The organism is Shewanella glacialipiscicola, assembly GCF_023283485.1.
GTDB classification, from domain to species: domain Bacteria; phylum Pseudomonadota; class Gammaproteobacteria; order Enterobacterales; family Shewanellaceae; genus Shewanella; species Shewanella glacialipiscicola.
Window position 1 is genome coordinate 32034 of sequence record NZ_JAKILU010000018.1, and the last position, 16897, is coordinate 48930.

The following is a 16897-nucleotide window of genomic DNA, read 5'->3' on the forward strand; positions in this document are numbered from 1 at the left end:
GTTATCCGAGGGTGATGCTAATAAATGGCTTAGCCCTCTTATTTTAATCTGTATTTCAAGGGGTAGTTTGGTGTAGTGCAGACGCATCCACACTATGACAAACCTAGTAAGGAGTGAATTAATGTCAGCGAAAACGCGTGTTCCTACCGCCATTAATGGTGGGCCGTATGGGCAAGCTTGGTCGGCTAAAGCAGACTGCTTACAAAGTGTGACTGGGCTTATATTGGGTATTTTTCTTTTATTTCATATGCATTTTGAGGCGAGCATTTTATTAGGGAAAGAAACCTTCTTTCACATGGTGCAATTCTTAGAAGGCAGCATGTTTAGCTCGACTGATCATGGCTTCCCGATTGTAACCAAGATCATTTCAGTGATTATGCTCGTGATTGTTGCGGTACATGCCGCCACAGCATTACGCCGCTTTCCCACACAACTGGGCCAATGGCGCGCAATGCGTGGCTTCATGTCGAGTATCAAACATAAAGATACCCAATTATGGTTCTGGCAGATGATTACTGGGTTTTTACTCTTTTTCTTAGTGTCAGCCCACCTTGCAACCATGATTTTAAACCCAGAGATTGGCCCTCACCTTTCGGCTGAACGGGTTTACCACGATAACGCTTGGCTCTTATACGTGGTGTTTCTACCAATCGTTTTATTCCACGGCATCGTTGGCTTATATCGAGTGATCTTAAAATGGGGTGTGAGCAGTAACCGCCCACTTATCCGCACCATCGCCCATGTATTGATCGTCTATTTATTATGCTTAGGCACATTAAGCCTAGTGACCTATATCAATATTGGTATGGAATTAGTATTGCCGGTGCAACCGTTTATTCCCAATTAATAACAACAGACAAGCTAGCGCTATCGGCGCACCTAGCCTGTAGAGCAACACAAACAATATACGGATCCTCCTCGATACATAGTTGCAGCGCATCTATACCGAGGAGCGCAATGATAAATCTATGAATGTTATCTAGATAATTAGATAAGGAGCTCATTTGAAACTTATTTATACTGACTCATTAGTGATTGGCGCCGGACTCGCGGGCCTTAGAGTCGCCATTGCCACCAAAGAACGCGGACTCGATACCTTAGTGCTATCGTTAATTCCCGCAAAACGTTCACATTCAGCTGCTGCACAAGGCGGTATGCAAGCCAGCCTTGGTAACACAGTTAAAGGCATGGGCGACAACGAAGATGTGCATTTCCAAGACACAGTAAAAGGCTCCGACTGGGGCTGCGACCAAGATGTAGCGCGCATGTTTACACACTGCGCGCCTAAAGCGATTCGCGAACTCACCAACTGGGGCGTGCCTTGGTCCAGGATTTCTGCCGGCCCGCGTGAAGTCATCATGAACGCGCAAAAAGTCACCCTCAATGAAGCTGAAGAAGCTCACGGCCTGATTAATGCCCGAGACTTTGGCGGCACCAAGAAATGGCGTACTTGTTATACCGCCGATGGCACAGGCCACTCTTTACTGTATGCGGTCGATAACCAAGCCATATCAATGGGTATTCCAGTACACGAGCGGATTGAAGCGCTGTCGCTAATCCATGACGGTAAGCGTTGCCATGGCGTAATCGCACGCTGCTTAATCACCGGCGAGCTACGTGCTTATGTGGCTAAATCCACCACAATCGCCACCGGTGGTTACGGCAAAATTTATGAAATATCCACCAACGCCACTATCTGCGAAGGTATTGGTCAAGCATTAGCACTCGACACCGGCGTTGCCACTTTAGGCAACATGGAAGCGGTGCAGTTCCACCCTACCGCCATCGTGCCAGCGGGTATTTTAACCACTGAAGGGTGTCGTGGTGATGGCGGTATTTTACGTGATAAAGACGGTCACCGCTTTATGCCAGATTACGAACCAGAGAAAAAAGAACTTGCCTCCCGTGATGTGGTCTCGCGCCGCATGACAGAGCACATGCGTAAAGGTAAAGGCGTTGACAGCCCTTACGGCCCGCATCTATGGCTAGATATCACCCTGTTAGGCCGCGAGCATATCGAAACCAACTTGCGCGAAGTGAAAGAGATTTGTGAGTATTTTCTGGGTATCGACCCCTGTAAAGATTGGATCCCAGTAAGACCTACCCAGCATTATTCTATGGGCGGCGTACGCACCAATGCCACTGGCGAAAGCCCACAGCTCAAAGGATTGTTCAGTGTCGGCGAAGCGGCCTGTTGGGACATGCACGGCTTTAACCGCCTAGGTGGTAACTCGGTCGCTGAAACAGTCGTTGGCGGCATGATTATTGGTAAATATGTTGCTGATTTTTGTGAGCAAAACAGCCTAGAAATCGATACTGCCCTCACGCAGAAATGTATCGATAAATTACAGGCAGAAATTGATCATCTTATTGATGGCGACGGCAAAGAAAATCCTTTTGAAATCAAGATTGAAATGCAACGTATTATGATGAATTACGTCGGCATTTTCCGTAACGGACCCGAATTAGAAAAATCCATCAAAGAGCTTAAAGCATTACTCGTACGATCTAAGAATCTGGGTCTCAAATGTAAAAAACGTCACTCAAACCCAGAGTTAGTTGAAGCACTGCGCGTCAGCCGTATGTTAAGAGTCGCCTTAACTGTTGCCTGCGGCGCTGCCGCTCGGACAGAAAGTCGCGGCGCCCATTCACGGGAAGATTATCCACAACGCAACGATAAAGATTGGCTTAACCGTACGCTAGCAACTTGGCCAGACGCCGAGTCACTAGAGCCAGTATTGCGTTACGAAGCACTCGATGTAATGAAAATGGAATTACCACCGGGATACCGAGGCTATGGTAACGATAACACCATCCCTCACCCAGACACGGAAAAGCGCGTGCAACAGATCAATGAAGTGATCGCAAGCTTAGGCGACAACCCTGATAGACACACGCTTCAGCACGCATTGATGCCATTTGAGTTGCCAAGCCATCTGCAACCTCGCAATGAGCGTCTCACTGATACTTTAAAAACCATGCCATCTCAACCGGTAGGAAACAAACCATTATGAGCCGTCAAATCAGCTTTAATATCTTCCGTTACGATCCACAAGATGGCCAAGACAAGCCGAAAATGGAACGTTATCAGTTGACTGAAACACCCGGTATGACAGTGTTTATTGCACTTAATCAACTGCGTGAACAACAAGATCCCTCATTGCAATTCGACTTTGTTTGCCGCGCGGGTATTTGTGGCAGTTGCGCCATGGTCATCAATGGTTTCCCAACCCTTGCCTGTCGCACGCTAACGGCAAATTACCCCGATGGTGAAATCACTTTAATGCCATTACCTGGCTTTGAGCTGATTGGTGACTTATCCGTTAACACGGGTAAATTTATGCGTGAATTAGCCGAACGATTAAAGCTATGGCTGCATCCTAAAGCCGATGATCACGACATGCATCGTCTTGAAAACCCAATGGCTCCCGAAGAAGCTGCACGCATTTATGAGCTAGAACGCTGCGTTGAATGCGGGGTTTGTGTATCTGCCTGCGCCACCAAACAAATGCGCGAGACCTTTGTCGGTGCGGTTGGCATGATGAAAATTGCTCGCTTCGAAATGGATAGCAGAGACGCTCGTACTGCGGATGATTTTTACCATGTTATCGGTAATCAAGACGGCGTATTTGGCTGTATGACATTGCTTGGCTGCCAAGATAATTGCCCCAAAGATTTGCCGCACATGCAACAAATTGCTTACCTACGCCGGAAAATGGCCGCAACCATACTCTAATGCGAACGCCTTCATCGATCCCGCCACTGGGTGGGATGGGGGAGCATTTTCCAAAATTAGGCTGGCAAAAATTATTTACCAGTAAAGACATGCGGGATCTTTCATTTCAACAAGATCCCGAACCCAGCACAATCAAACGTGCGCATCCTTACTACTATGCAGTACTGCTTTATGGATAACAAAACCATTAACAGAGCGTTAGTAGTTGTTATGTAAGGAAATATAAATGAAGCTATCAAAAATAACAGCAGCAATGATGATGCTAAGCTTTACCGCCCCCCTATTCGCCGCTCAAGCCAATGATACTGCGACGAATGATGAGTTACGGGCTGAATTACAACAAATACAACAAAGACTTGCGACGCTAGAAACCCAAGAGAGCACAGCTTCGACCCCAACATCATCAGACACTCAGTTTAATTTTTATGGTTCTTTACGCCCTACATTCGGAGTGAGCAACTTAAGTTCAGACGAAGTATGGGATGTGGGTGATGCCAGCTCACGAATTGGTTTTGCCGCAGAGCAAAAGCTCAGTCATGGCCTAACCGGCTTTGCTAAAGGCGAATTTAAAGTCGACATTAAAAACGACGGTGATTTTGGCGACGCACGTCTAGCGTATGTCGGTATTGAAGGATTATTTGGTCGGTTCGCCATCGGTAAGCAAGCCGTTACTCAAGAAATTATTTCTGATCCTGTCGATATATTTAACCGCTCAGGAACCCCCCTCGCCTATGACAGTGCGAGCCCGTTCAGAGTGAATAATCTAGTCACCTATCGTAAGCAATTCGGCGATTTCTTATTTTCGGCTGATGGACAATTTGATGGCGATAAAGGCAGTGATGGTAGCGATTTTGTCAACGCTGGTGTTCGCTACAAAACTGACTTTATCTACATCGCTGCAGCTTTTTATAACAAAGAGTTAGAAGATGGCACCGATGAAAATACTGTAGGTGTGACCCTATCAAAGAGCTTTGACTCTTTATACCTCGCCGCAGCCTATCAAGATATAGACAAAGATGACGCCGATGGATCCACACTTGACGTCGTAGCAAGCTACGCCATCAATGAAAGCTATAAAGTTAAGCTAGGTGTATCTCAATATGATGATGGTGGCAACGATGTGACCTCTAAAACCTATAATGCCTACAACACTACGCTTGAATGGCATTTAACGCCTATGTTCAGAACCTTTGTCGAATATCAAAAAACTGATTACGACTACCGTGAAACCAATGACCAAATCATGATCGGCATGCGTTATAACTTCGATTATAAGTTTTAAGCTTTTACCTAAATCAAATGGTTGAATCTATAAGCTAGACGAATGCTTTAACGCTCTCAGTCTGCTTATACAATAGAAAGACCCAAAGCATTAACGCTAGAAACAATAAAGCCACGACTTGCGTGGCTTTATTCATTTCAGACTATCTCGTCTTTACGACTTATGTATTCCTCAAAACGGGATATCATCATCCCAACCATCATCCAAATCTGGAGTGAAGTTTTGCTGAGGTTGCGGTGCTGGGCGCTGTGCTGGTGCTGCAGGTGCTTGATAAGCTGGCGCTGGAGCAGCTTGTGGCTTAGGCGCATAACCACCCTGCTGTGGTGGTTGGGACTGCGGTTGACCATAACCTTGCTGCTGGGCAGGTGCTTGCGCGGCATATTGTTGCTGAGCTGGCGCTTGGTAAGCTGGTGCAGCTTGAGGAGCTGGAGCATATTGATTTTGCGCTGGTGCCGCTTGTTGTGGTGCAGACTGATAACCTGCGTTTTGTGGCATGCCGCCGCCCATTGGCGCGCCTTGTGCTTGGCCACCTTGACCACGGCTACCTAGCATTTGCATGCTACCACTTTGGTCGATAACCACTTCAGTACTGTAACGCTCTTGACCACTTTGGTCTTTCCACTTACGAGTTTGCAATTTACCTTCAAGGTAAACCTGAGAACCTTTACGCAGGTATTCACCTGTAATTTCAGCTAATTTACCGAACAGAACCACACGATGCCATTCAGTACGCTCTTGCTGTTGACCCTGTTGGTCTTTCCACGATTCGCTGGTCGCTACTGTGATGTTTGCGACTGCATTACCGTTTGGCATATAACGCACTTCTGGATCTTGTCCCAAATTGCCAACCAAAATTACCTTGTTAACACCACGACTGGCCATTGAAATCTCCTGCGATTCTTTAAATAATCTATTAATTCAGTATGTTGTTTATCTATGTCGCCACAGAGGAAAATCGGCTTCCCCAAATATTACACGGCAGACCAGACATTATTGAGCAGAGCCTAACACAGCTCGTGCTTCTCTTAAATCGAAATGCTCATCAACCTTTAAGTAGGCCACTTTCTCATCGAGCACGACGATCGCTTCGACCACGCCCATCAGCGCTGATAACTGTGCTGCCATATCCCGCGCCTGCGCCTTGTCTTTGACTTCGGCTTCTAAGGTGTAGCTCTTTAACAGCACTGGATTTTCCATACCTAATGTCAGGAATAACCAGATAGACATTAAGATCACGGCAACGATAAATACCCCGACCGCGCCCACTAATTGGAAAGCGCCGCCGCCCAGCATACCACCACAAAAAGCCCCTAAAAACTGACTAGTGGAATAGACACCCATGGCTGAGCCTTTTTCGCCGACGGGGCAGAATTTAGCAATCAAACTGGGCAAAGAGGCTTCTAAGTAATTAAAGCCGGTAAAAAATAGCACCACGGCAAAGCTTAATACCCAAAGGTTGCTAGAGAATGCGGCCATCGCCAGTAATGCCACTATCATGATCACAAGAGCGATTTGGAACATGGCCTTGGTATTTTTACGCTTAACGCCGATGATGATTAACGGCACCATCAGGAAAAACGCCCCCACAAAAGCAGGGAAATATAGCATCCAGTGTTTTTCCTTCACTAAACCGGCATCAACAAGATCCAGCGGCAAAGCCACAAATACCGCAGTTAACACTAAATGCAGGATAAAAATCCCCGCGTCTAATCTAAACAACTGCGGATCAGTTAACATTCGCTTGAGTCTGGCAGGCGTAGCTAACGTGTCGCCCTTAGGCGCATGGCTAATCGGATTCGGCACTAAAAGCTGCACAATCAACATGCCCAACACAGCGAGGATGGCCGTGAGGTAAAACAGACCCGATAAACCCACATGTTGCGCAACAATCGGCCCGACCAGTAAAGACAGCGCAAAGGAGGCGCCGATACACATACCAATAATCGCCATCACCTTAGTACGCTGTTCGTCGCGGGTTAAATCTGCGGCCAAGGCTAATACAGCAGCCGCAATCGCACCCATACCCTGCACTGCGCGGCCAAACACCACACCATAAATCGTCTCAGCATTAGCAGCAATCAAACTACCAATAGCAAACACCACTAAGCCCGCCAAAATAATCGGCTTACGACCATATTTGTCAGATAAAATCCCCATGGGGATTTGTAGCGCGGCTTGGGTTAAGCCATAGGCGCCAATAGCAATACCCACCCACAGAGGCGAGAAGCCCTCGAGGTGCTGACCATAAAGTGCAAAGACGGGCATGATCATAAACAAGCCCATCATGCGCAAACCAAATACACTGGCTAAAGAAAACGCGACTTTTTTTTCCGTACTCGAAAGTCCGTTGTTACCCATGATTTTGCCCTGGATTGAAGTCTTTTAAGGGGCGCATGTTACCACACCCAAAAGGATTTACTCAAAAGGAAATAGTGGCCTAAACCACTACCGATATCGTTAGCTTTTATCCCGATAATCACAGACCTATATTATCCGTAATCCTGGCAGTACTCGGGTTAACGCCTTTATTTTTCTGCCCAATTTAATACTCAGGCACAGATAAGTGAGTCTAACATAGTGTTCACATTTGTCCTGTGAGTCAGTGCGCAACAACGGCATTAATCTTAATTAATCCACTCAATCGCTCACAGCCACTTAAGTCAGCGGACTAAAAACCACTGCCAGCCTAGGATTGGTGCAGATCACAGAATCAACTAAACTCAGCCGCCGATCTGTGCGATACTTGTGCTCATTTTTTTTAAGCATATGGCATTAGAGCGATAGATGGATAAGATTGAAATACGCGGCGCACGCACCCACAATCTCAAGAATATCAACCTGACTATCCCTAGGGATAAACTGATTGTCATCACGGGCTTATCGGGATCCGGTAAGTCCTCCCTTGCTTTTGATACTTTATATGCCGAGGGCCAAAGACGTTACGTCGAGTCTCTGTCTGCCTATGCTCGCCAATTTTTAAGTTTAATGGAAAAACCCGATGTTGATCATATCGAAGGCTTAAGCCCTGCGATATCCATCGAACAAAAGTCCACTTCCCATAACCCACGTTCGACAGTGGGCACCATAACCGAAATTTACGATTACCTACGCTTGATGTTCGCCCGTGTAGGCGAGCCGCGTTGCCCGACGCACAATCAACCGTTGGCGGCGCAAACCGTCAGCCAAATGGTCGATAAAGTGCTCGAAATGCCCCAAGATAGCCGCTTGATGCTGCTCGCGCCTGTGGTCAACGCCCGTAAAGGTGAGCACGTTAAATTACTTGAAGGTTTATCCGCACAGGGTTATATCCGTGCACGTATCGACGGTGAAGTGTGTGATTTAACCGATCCACCAACCTTAGATTTACACGTAAAACATACCATTGAAGTGGTCGTCGACCGTTTTAAAGTACGTGATGATATCAAGCAACGTTTGGCCGAATCCTTTGAAACCGCGCTCGAACTCTCTGGCGGTATCGCAACCGTGGCCACCATGGATGACGACACAGGTTCGGGTAAGCCAAAAGGTGAAGAACTGATATTCTCAGCTAACTTTGCCTGTCCGCACTGCGGTTATTCGATGGCGGAATTAGAGCCAAGAATTTTCTCCTTTAACAATCCAGCCGGAGCATGCCAAACCTGTGATGGTTTAGGCGTACAACAGTTTTTCGATCCTGAGCGCGTGATCAGCAATACCGAGCTTTCATTGGCTGGCGGCGCAATTCGTGGTTGGGATAGACGTAACTTCTATTATTTCCAAATGCTTAGTTCACTCGCCGAACACTATAAGTTCGACGTCGAAGTGCCCTACGAGCAGCTCAGCGAAAAAATCCGTAAAATCGTTCTGTACGGTTCAGGCAAAGACAGCATTGCCTTTAAGTACATCAACGATCGCGGCGATGTGGTGGTACGTAATCACCCCTTCGAAGGCATTTTAAATAATATGGACAGGCGTTATCGTGAAACTGAAAGTAATTCGGTACGTGACGAATTAGCCAAGTTTATCAACACCCAAGCCTGTCAAAGCTGTGGTGGCTCGCGCCTGCGTGAAGAAGCCCGTAACGTGTTTTTAGGCGACATTAACCTGCCGCAACTCACCACATGGTCGATTGGCGAAGCCTTAGATTACTTCGAGAAAGTCGAGTTTAGCGGCCAAAAGGCGCAAATCGCTGAAAAGATTTTAAAGGAAATCCGCGATCGCTTGGGCTTCCTCGTTAACGTCGGCCTCAATTATTTGAGCCTATCACGCTCGGCAGAAACCCTCTCGGGTGGTGAAGCCCAACGTATTCGACTCGCCAGCCAAATAGGCGCCGGACTCGTTGGCGTGATGTACGTGCTCGACGAACCTTCAATCGGCCTGCATCAACGGGATAATGAACGCCTGCTGCAAACGCTTATTCATCTGCGGGATTTAGGCAACACTGTGATTGTGGTTGAGCACGATGAAGATGCGATCCGCATGGCGGATCACGTGATCGACATCGGCCCTGGCGCTGGCGTACACGGCGGTGAAGTGATTTGCGACGGCCCAATTGAGAAAATCATCGCCTGTGAAGAGTCAGTCACTGGCCAATATATTTCTGGTAAGCGCTGCATTCATATCGATACACCGCGCATTCCGTTCGACAAAACTCAAGTGATTAAGTTATTTGGCGCACGCGGCAACAACCTGCGCAATGTTGATTTAACCATTCCGATTGGCTTGTTCACTTGCGTGACGGGCGTGTCTGGCTCGGGTAAATCGACTTTAATCAACGACACCTTCTTCAAAATTGCCCATAGGATGCTTAACGGCGCAACGGTGGATGAACCGTCCCCCTATGATCGTATTGAAGGCATGGAGCTGTGTGACAAAGTGGTCGATATTGACCAAAGCCCAATTGGCCGCACACCGCGATCAAACCCCGCCACTTATACAGGTATTTTCACTCCTATTCGTGAAATATTTACCGGCACTCAAGAGTCGCGCACCCGAGGTTATCAAGTCGGCCGCTTCTCCTTTAACGTTAAAGGTGGCCGCTGCGAAGCGTGCCAAGGCGACGGTTTAATCAAGGTCGAAATGCACTTCTTACCAGACGTGTATGTGCCCTGCGATTCCTGTAAAGGTAAGCGCTATAACCGCGAAACCTTAGAAGTACGCTATAAAGGCAAGAATATTCACGAAGTATTGCAAATGACAGTGGAAGATGCGCGTCAGTTCTTCGATGCCGTACCCGCGATAGCCCGTAAGCTGCAAACCTTGATGGATGTGGGTTTGTCCTACGTGCGCCTTGGTCAAAGTGCAACCACATTGTCGGGCGGTGAAGCCCAAAGGGTGAAACTTGCCAAAGAGTTATCTAAGCGTGACACAGGCCAAACCTTGTATATCTTGGATGAACCAACCACTGGCTTACATTTTGCTGATATCCAACTGCTGCTCGACGTATTGCATCGTCTTAAATCCCACGGCAACACCATTGTGGTGATTGAGCATAATCTGGACGTGATCAAAACGGCGGACTGGATTATCGACTTAGGGCCAGAAGGTGGTGGTGGCGGCGGTATGATTTTAGCCACAGGCACACCAGAAGAAGTCGCCGAGCATCCAACCTCCCACACGGCACGCTTTTTAAAGCCACTGTTAAAGCGAGATATTGAAATGGCAAAGGCCAATAAAGCTAAGGCTTAAAAGCCAGCCGTTTGTATCAAAATAAAAAAAGCGCAGTCGCCTAGGCACTGCGCTTTTTTTGTCCCACATTTTGCGGATTGTTGTTAACGATTAGCTCAAATCACTCAATCTCATGCCCTCCAAGCTACATTCAAATACGCTTAGGCTTTCACTACATTTAACATGGGTTGAATTATACCAATCACATTAAATATCTAATCAGTTCAGAGCCTCACAGGTATTTCAATCCGAGGCGTATTGACGTAGAAATGGTTATTCCCTTTTAAGTCAATGCAACACGGGAGTGGAATACCTGTGGGGCTCCCAAAGGGCGGGTTTCAAAGCGCTTTATACTGCGTTTAAGGCTTTCGACAGAGCACCACTATGTCTTCAATCCTTCGCCTTGTCTAAAGCGCGTTGAACTCCCGCTGAATGAACAGATATTTAATACGACTGGTATTAAACTCGGCTTTGAGCAAAGATGAAAGCCATCTTCAGATGAAGGTTTTATCCATAAGGACAAGCATCATCCATGCGCGATAGCATTCAATGGCCTGTGACTCGCCGTATTTTTCTAAGCCTGTATCAAGCCTGCTATATAAGCACATCGCCTTTACTCAACCACCGTCGCATTCGCCAACGGCTGGCTAATCTCAAGAATGCACGTATTTTAGGCCATCAGTTGCAAGGCATTAGTATGTTCATACTTGTCTGCTTGGTTAGCGCAAATCTCAGTGGTTGTGCTAATTCACTGGAAACCTGTGCACCAAGCGAGCTCAAACTGACGTGGGCCAACCCTAGCGAGCTGCAAGCGACAGTCACCAAACTCAGTTCAGCAGAATTTGAAGGCAGAAAAACCCAAACCCAAGGCGCGGCTAAAAGTCGTGACTATATAAAGCAGACATTTCAAACATTAGGTTTACAGCCTTGGGGAACGGACTTTGTAGTGCCGTTTGAGTATCACACTCTTTTCACCCAAAATAGCGGCGCCAATGTGGTCGCTATCGCCATGGCGCAAACGCCGACCAATAGGTGGCGTATTGTTGTCGCTCATTATGATCATTTAGGCATGAGCGGTAGTCATATTTACCACGGCGCCGATGATAACGCTTCGGGTGTCGCGACAATGTTAGCCATTGCCGCTCGCTGGCAACAGCAACTGGGCTTGCCAGCCCATACTTTGCCTAACGTCAATTTAATGTTTGTTGCGACGGATGCCGAAGAACCCGGACTCTATGGCAGCACTGCCTTAGTCGAGCAACTCAAAACCCGCTTGCCAGAGGCAACGTTTGAATTAATGCTTAATCTCGACATGGTAAGTCACCCGAGTAAACCCTATGCCATTTATCTCGAAGGTAGTCAAAACTTCAATCAGTTCAACCAATTCAAACCGCTCTTGAGTGAGCAAAACCGATTATGCATTAAACTGAGTCACCCCAAGCCCATTGGCCGCAGCATACAAAATACTAATTGGTTGCAAGCGTCGGATCATTATCCGTTCAATAAAGCGAATATCCCTTGGTTATATTTAGGCGTGCCAATCCATCGGCAATATCACACGCCTGAGGATACCGTTGCGACAATCGACATCACTTTTCTAGCCGCGGTGACTGAATCAGCATTTGAACTTATTCAATTAAATGCCGAATATTTAAAGAATTAATGGGAAGTGGCGCGTTTCTTGCTCAGTTTTAGCGAAAAAAATGCAGGAAACAGCGTAAATAGTGTGACTCAGGTTGGTAAAGTGTGCGCTATGCTGCTATAATCCGTCCTTCGCGGGAAATCGACACGGGGTTGATTTTCTGTCTGTGCAACTTTAGCGCCATTTTGCGCGCGCATCCACAAGGCTACAACCCAATGTCATCCGATGAAAGAACTTTCCGTGAACTCGGCCTATCCGAGAATTTGTTGCGTGCTCTTGACGAGCTAGGTTATGAAAAACCGACGCCAATCCAATCAGCCAGTATCGACCCTCTTATGGCTGGCAAAGATATTTTAGGTCAAGCGCAAACAGGTACAGGTAAAACTGGTGCCTTCGCTTTACCCCTGCTAAATAAAGTCACCACCCAAACAACACCGCAAATTTTAGTATTAGCGCCAACACGCGAACTAGCGGTTCAGGTTGCAGAAGCTTTCAGTAGTTATGCCAAATTCATGAAGAATTTCCACGTACTGCCAATTTACGGCGGTCAAAGCATGCAACAACAGTTGAATGCCCTAAAACGTGGCCCACAGGTTATTGTTGGTACGCCTGGTCGTGTTATGGACCATATGCGTCGCGGCACGTTGAAACTCGATTCATTACAAGCACTTGTACTTGATGAAGCCGATGAAATGTTAAAAATGGGCTTCATCGATGATATCGAGTGGATCCTTGAGCACACGCCAAGCGAGCGCCAGTTAGCGCTATTCTCTGCCACTATGCCAGAGCAAATTAAGCGTGTTGCTAACCAATACTTGCGCAATCCAGTACATGTTCGTATTGAATCAAGCCAAACAACGGTTGAGTCAATCGAGCAGCGTTTTGTACAAGTATCACAACACAACAAACTTGAAGCGTTAGTACGTGTATTAGAAGTTGAAAACACTGAAGGTGTTATCATATTCGTCCGTACTCGTAACTCATGTGTTGAGTTAGCTGAAAAGTTAGAGGCTCGTGGTTATGCTTCATCACCTTTACATGGTGACATGAACCAGCAAGCCCGTGAGCGCGCAGTTGATCAACTGAAACGTGGCAAATTAGACATCCTGATCGCGACTGACGTTGCGGCCCGTGGTCTTGACGTTGAACGTATCGGTCACGTTGTCAACTACGATATTCCGTATGATGCTGAAGCTTATGTACACCGTATTGGCCGTACTGGCCGTGCTGGCCGTACTGGTATGGCGATCCTGTTTGTGACTAGCCGTGAAATGCGCATGCTGCGCACTATCGAGCGCTCAACTAACAGCCGTATTTCACCGATGAAAATTCCAAGCCCTGAGAGTGTTGCAGAGCGTCGTCTATCTCGCTTAGGTGAGCAACTGGCTGAAACAATCAGCGGCGATTTAGATTTCATGAAAGAAGCTGTTGCCCAATTATGCCAACAGTTAGAAGTCGATACCGATCTTCTAGCCGCAGCATTATTACAGCAAGTTCAGCAAGAGCGTCCGCTGCAATTGCCAGCGATTCAAGAACGTGCTCGTGATGAACGTAGTGAGCGCCCTGAACGTAGCAGCAGTGATCGTGGTGACCGCGGAAGTGACCGTGGTGGTGAGCGCAGAAGTCGCGAACCGCGTCCAATGCCAGCGAGCCTAGGCAGCGCTGAAGCATTAAAAGACAACCCAGATTTAAAAATGTGCCGTTACGTTATCGACGTAGGTCGTGAGAATGGTGTAGGTGTTGGTAACATCGTTGGCGCTATCGCAAACGAAGCGAACATCGACAGCCGTTACATTGGCGCAATCCAACTTTACGATGCAGTGACCACTGTTGACCTGCCAGATGGCATGCCAAAAGACGTGTTACAGCACTTACGCAAAGTGCGTGTTTGTGGCAAGCCATTGAACATCCGCGAAGCTGGCGATCAAGTATTTGTTGATTCTGGCCGTAGTGCTCGTTCAGACCGCCCCGCCGCTGACCGTAAGCCTCGTGGCGACCGTCCTACTGGTGATCGTCCAACTGGCGACCGCCCAGCGGGTGACCGTAAGCCTCGCGCTGCGTCTACTGGTGATAAGCCATTTGCTGACCGTAAACCTCGTGCAGACAAACCTGCCGGTGAGCGTAAGCCACGTAAACCACGTGAAGATTAATCTAACGATTATCTAGCTAAGCTAGAGACTAAAAAAGGAGCCTAGGCTCCTTTTTTATTGGTTTAAATTTCTTTACCGAACCTCATGCTTAGTGTCTAATTGCCTTACAGCTTAACGACTTGAACAATCATCCACCATGAAAAAAGCCCTTACCGCCGGCTTATTATCCGCCTTAGTGGCTCCCGGCAGCGGTCATTTTTACCTGCAACATAAACGCCGAGCCCTAGTGTTTTTTGTACTGGCAATACTGAGCCTCGGTCTGTTGCTGCAACAAGTAATGCAAGTCGCACAAGTTATCTCGCTTGATATTCAAACTGGCGTGTTGCCATTAGATATAGGCGTAATTGCGGCCGAAGTGACCAAGCAAACCACCGCAACCATTCGTGATGGTGCAGATAAGCTGATGTACGGGTTTATCCTCTGCTGGCTGATTGCCATATTAGATAGCGTGCGCTTGGGACTAAAGCAAGATAAGCAAGATGCACTTACCGCTAACAACGCGCTGCGGTAAGGTATTTGCCACAAATCACGCGCGGCTCAAATCCCATCGAGAAATAACAGACAGACTTTACTTACTTTTAATAAAAGCCCTTCACCTTTTACACACCGTACTTTAATAGCCAAACTTTTAATAACAAACCTTTATGACGATAAGCGCGGCTCATTAGGTGCAATGGTGTCGATTGGCTAATCGTCTATTGCCCACGCTTCAATAAAGCTATGGTAACAAGCTACTAGCATGTCGGCATCAAGGGCATAATCGGGGATAGTTTCGGGGCAATAAAGGGCGCAGCGGCTACCTGCATTTTGGGCAGTTTGCAGATCAAATAGATAATCGCCCACATATAAAATATCTGCAGGATCTAATTGCCACTGCTGGCAAATAAGCTCAATACCTTCAGGGTGCGGCTTAGGCTGCGCATCATCGCGGGTTAACACCAATGCGATATCGATGCCGAGCTTATTGATAGTGATTTGCGCTGCTTCTGGCATATTGCGGGTCAAAATAGCCAAGGGCAGCGATTTAGCCTGTAAGTATTCGATAAGCTCCTTAGCGCCATCTATCCAACTGGCGTTAAGTGAGCTTTGTCTTTCATACTCATGGACTATCTCAAATGCTTTATTACGCGTCTCGCCTTCACTGAGGCTATTAATATGGGCCAAAATATCCGTACCAGAATGAATGCCTAGCTCGCGGCGCAGCCCGGCAAAATCAGGATTTGAATGCGCCAAAGTGCCGTCAAGATCGAAGATGACGCCACGGATATCTTTAAGTTTTACATCACTGAGTCGTGTAATCACAGACCTTTCCCATAGGTAAAAATTTATCTAAACGTTAGATTACTTGCATACGCTTTAGCTGACGATTGCGATAAAGCGGTAATAACTGAACCACTATCACCGACATTATGATTACACCAATCCCCAACAGCGATAATCCATCTAATTCATCGGCATGAAAGACCTCAGGCCACCAGCCCACCGCGACCACGATAGCTGTCGCACTAAAACTAAATACTGGCGTTAAGGCTAACATTGCGCTCACCTGCGCCGTCGGCCAATATTTCATTGATTGTCCAAAACAGCCATAAGCTATTAAGGTATTGGCGGCGCAAAATAACGCTATCTGCCACTCAAAGCTGTCCATCTCGGCAAACTGACTAAGATCGCTAAAGGGAGCCATTACGAAAATACCTAAGGCATAGAGCACTAAAAGCACATTGGCAGGTGATAATCGATTTAATAATGACTTTTGCAATAAGGCATAACTGGTCCAAGACAACGCCGAGAATTGAATAATCATCACTCCAATCCAAACTTGATGATTGTTCGTGGCTGAAAAGTTTAAATTAGGATGGAAAAACATCAGCATACCTAAAGCTAAGGTCGCAAAACAGCTGAGTTGCACTGCGTTAAGCCGTTCCTTGAAAAATAGCACACCACCAAAAGCTAAGAAGAAAGGCGATGTTTGGAAATTTAGCTGGGCAGCACCAGGCGCGAGATAATCGAGGGAGTAAACAAAAGAAACATAATTAAACATCAAGAACATGCCCGCCAGCCCCAATCTTAACCAAACTTTGGCATCGAGCGCGGCAAATTGCTTAAGGCTGCCCGCGCTCCATTGGATCAATATACTGACTAACAACGCAACCAGAAAGCGGAACCACGTTAGTGTTACCGGATCGATAAAAGCACCTGATAGTTTTAAGGCTATCGGCAATATGCCCCAAAACAACACGGCAACGGAGATAAAAATAAGCCCGAGTTGAGCATGATTATTTGCCTGTGGGGCATTAAGGTTGAGATTCACGGATGAGTCCAATAGAGACCACGAAATGGGCTGCCATTCTGGCACTGAGTTAAGCCAATATCTAGCCTCTTATTATGGAAAGATAAGTGCTAGGTTGGATACTTTAACTGACATTGCTGTTATATGAGTA

At 47.0% G+C, this 16897-nt stretch carries 12 protein-coding genes; 8 read left to right on the top strand and 4 right to left on the bottom strand.

Going from position 1 to position 16897, the window contains the following annotated elements:
* The first annotated feature begins 121 nt into the window (after nucleotides 1-121).
* The 4 genes from L2717_RS13400 (at nucleotide 122) to L2717_RS13415 (ending at nucleotide 5018) form a co-directional block, all read left to right on the top strand.
* The gene (locus tag L2717_RS13400) at nucleotides 122-847 is read left to right on the top strand and encodes a fumarate reductase cytochrome b subunit (RefSeq protein ID WP_220774224.1); all 726 of its coding nucleotides are present in this window, start codon (nucleotides 122-124) and stop codon (nucleotides 845-847) included.
* 157 nt (nucleotides 848-1004) lie between these two features.
* Nucleotides 1005-3014 carry a fumarate reductase flavoprotein subunit gene (locus L2717_RS13405; protein WP_220774225.1) on the top strand — a complete coding sequence of 670 codons (2010 nt, stop codon included), beginning with the start codon at nucleotides 1005-1007 and terminating at the stop codon, nucleotides 3012-3014.
* Nucleotides 3011-3736, top strand: coding sequence for a fumarate reductase iron-sulfur subunit (locus L2717_RS13410; protein ID WP_076499102.1), 726 nt, complete (start codon nucleotides 3011-3013; stop codon nucleotides 3734-3736). The genes L2717_RS13405 and L2717_RS13410 overlap by 4 nt, the downstream gene beginning before the upstream one ends.
* A 226-nt stretch (nucleotides 3737-3962) precedes the next feature.
* Nucleotides 3963-5018, top strand: a complete 1056-nt coding sequence (locus L2717_RS13415) for a porin (RefSeq protein ID WP_220774227.1) — start codon at nucleotides 3963-3965, stop codon at nucleotides 5016-5018.
* Between the two features lie 171 nt (nucleotides 5019-5189).
* Here the strand turns inward: L2717_RS13415 and ssb are convergent, their stop codons facing one another.
* Entirely contained in the window at nucleotides 5190-5900 is a 711-nt protein-coding gene (ssb, locus tag L2717_RS13420; protein ID WP_220774228.1) for a single-stranded DNA-binding protein, read from the bottom strand.
* A gap of 108 nt (nucleotides 5901-6008) precedes the next feature.
* Nucleotides 6009-7376: an MFS transporter gene (locus L2717_RS13425; protein WP_220774229.1), complete on the bottom strand. Its 1368-nt coding sequence runs from the start codon at nucleotides 7374-7376 to the stop codon at nucleotides 6009-6011.
* Between the two features lie 426 nt (nucleotides 7377-7802).
* Between L2717_RS13425 and uvrA the strand changes: the two genes are divergently transcribed.
* The 4 genes from uvrA to L2717_RS13445 all read left to right on the top strand — a co-directional run bounded on the left by uvrA (nucleotide 7803) and on the right by L2717_RS13445 (nucleotide 14967).
* Nucleotides 7803-10685 carry an excinuclease ABC subunit UvrA gene (gene uvrA, locus L2717_RS13430; protein WP_220774230.1) on the top strand — a complete coding sequence of 961 codons (2883 nt, stop codon included), beginning with the start codon at nucleotides 7803-7805 and terminating at the stop codon, nucleotides 10683-10685.
* 511 nt (nucleotides 10686-11196) lie between these two features.
* Nucleotides 11197-12327, top strand: coding sequence for a M28 family peptidase (locus L2717_RS13435; protein ID WP_220774710.1), 1131 nt, complete (start codon nucleotides 11197-11199; stop codon nucleotides 12325-12327).
* Between the two features lie 194 nt (nucleotides 12328-12521).
* Nucleotides 12522-14456, top strand: a complete 1935-nt coding sequence (locus L2717_RS13440; protein ID WP_220774715.1) for a DEAD/DEAH box helicase — start codon at nucleotides 12522-12524, stop codon at nucleotides 14454-14456.
* 136 nt (nucleotides 14457-14592) lie between these two features.
* Nucleotides 14593-14967 (top strand): DUF6677 family protein, encoded by a 375-nt coding sequence (locus L2717_RS13445; RefSeq protein WP_220774711.1) that lies wholly within the window; start codon nucleotides 14593-14595, stop codon nucleotides 14965-14967.
* 176 nt (nucleotides 14968-15143) lie between these two features.
* On the opposite strand, the gene L2717_RS13450 is transcribed toward L2717_RS13445, so the two are convergent.
* Nucleotides 15144-15758 (bottom strand): HAD family hydrolase, encoded by a 615-nt coding sequence (locus tag L2717_RS13450; protein WP_220774712.1) that lies wholly within the window; start codon nucleotides 15756-15758, stop codon nucleotides 15144-15146.
* A 34-nt stretch (nucleotides 15759-15792) separates the two neighbouring features.
* Nucleotides 15793-16767, bottom strand: a complete 975-nt coding sequence (locus tag L2717_RS13455) for a DMT family transporter (RefSeq protein ID WP_220774713.1) — start codon at nucleotides 16765-16767, stop codon at nucleotides 15793-15795.
* Nucleotides 16768-16897 lie beyond the last annotated feature (130 nt).

Bases quoted from the DNA above. Each gene is read 5' to 3' on its own strand.
- L2717_RS13445 (WP_220774711.1), top strand. From the start codon at position 14,593: ATGAAAAAAGCCCTTACCGCCGGCTTATTATCCGCCTTAGTGGCTCCC.
- uvrA (WP_220774230.1), top strand. From the start codon at position 7,803: ATGGATAAGATTGAAATACGCGGCGCACGCACCCACAATCTCAAGAAT.
- L2717_RS13415 (WP_220774227.1), top strand. From the start codon at position 3,963: ATGAAGCTATCAAAAATAACAGCAGCAATGATGATGCTAAGCTTTACC.
- L2717_RS13410 (WP_076499102.1), top strand. From the start codon at position 3,011: ATGAGCCGTCAAATCAGCTTTAATATCTTCCGTTACGATCCACAAGAT.
- L2717_RS13400 (WP_220774224.1), top strand. From the start codon at position 122: ATGTCAGCGAAAACGCGTGTTCCTACCGCCATTAATGGTGGGCCGTAT.
- L2717_RS13435 (WP_220774710.1), top strand. From the start codon at position 11,197: ATGCGCGATAGCATTCAATGGCCTGTGACTCGCCGTATTTTTCTAAGC.
- L2717_RS13425 (WP_220774229.1), bottom strand. From the start codon at position 7,376: ATGGGTAACAACGGACTTTCGAGTACGGAAAAAAAAGTCGCGTTTTCT.
- L2717_RS13440 (WP_220774715.1), top strand. From the start codon at position 12,522: ATGTCATCCGATGAAAGAACTTTCCGTGAACTCGGCCTATCCGAGAAT.
- ssb (WP_220774228.1), bottom strand. From the start codon at position 5,900: ATGGCCAGTCGTGGTGTTAACAAGGTAATTTTGGTTGGCAATTTGGGA.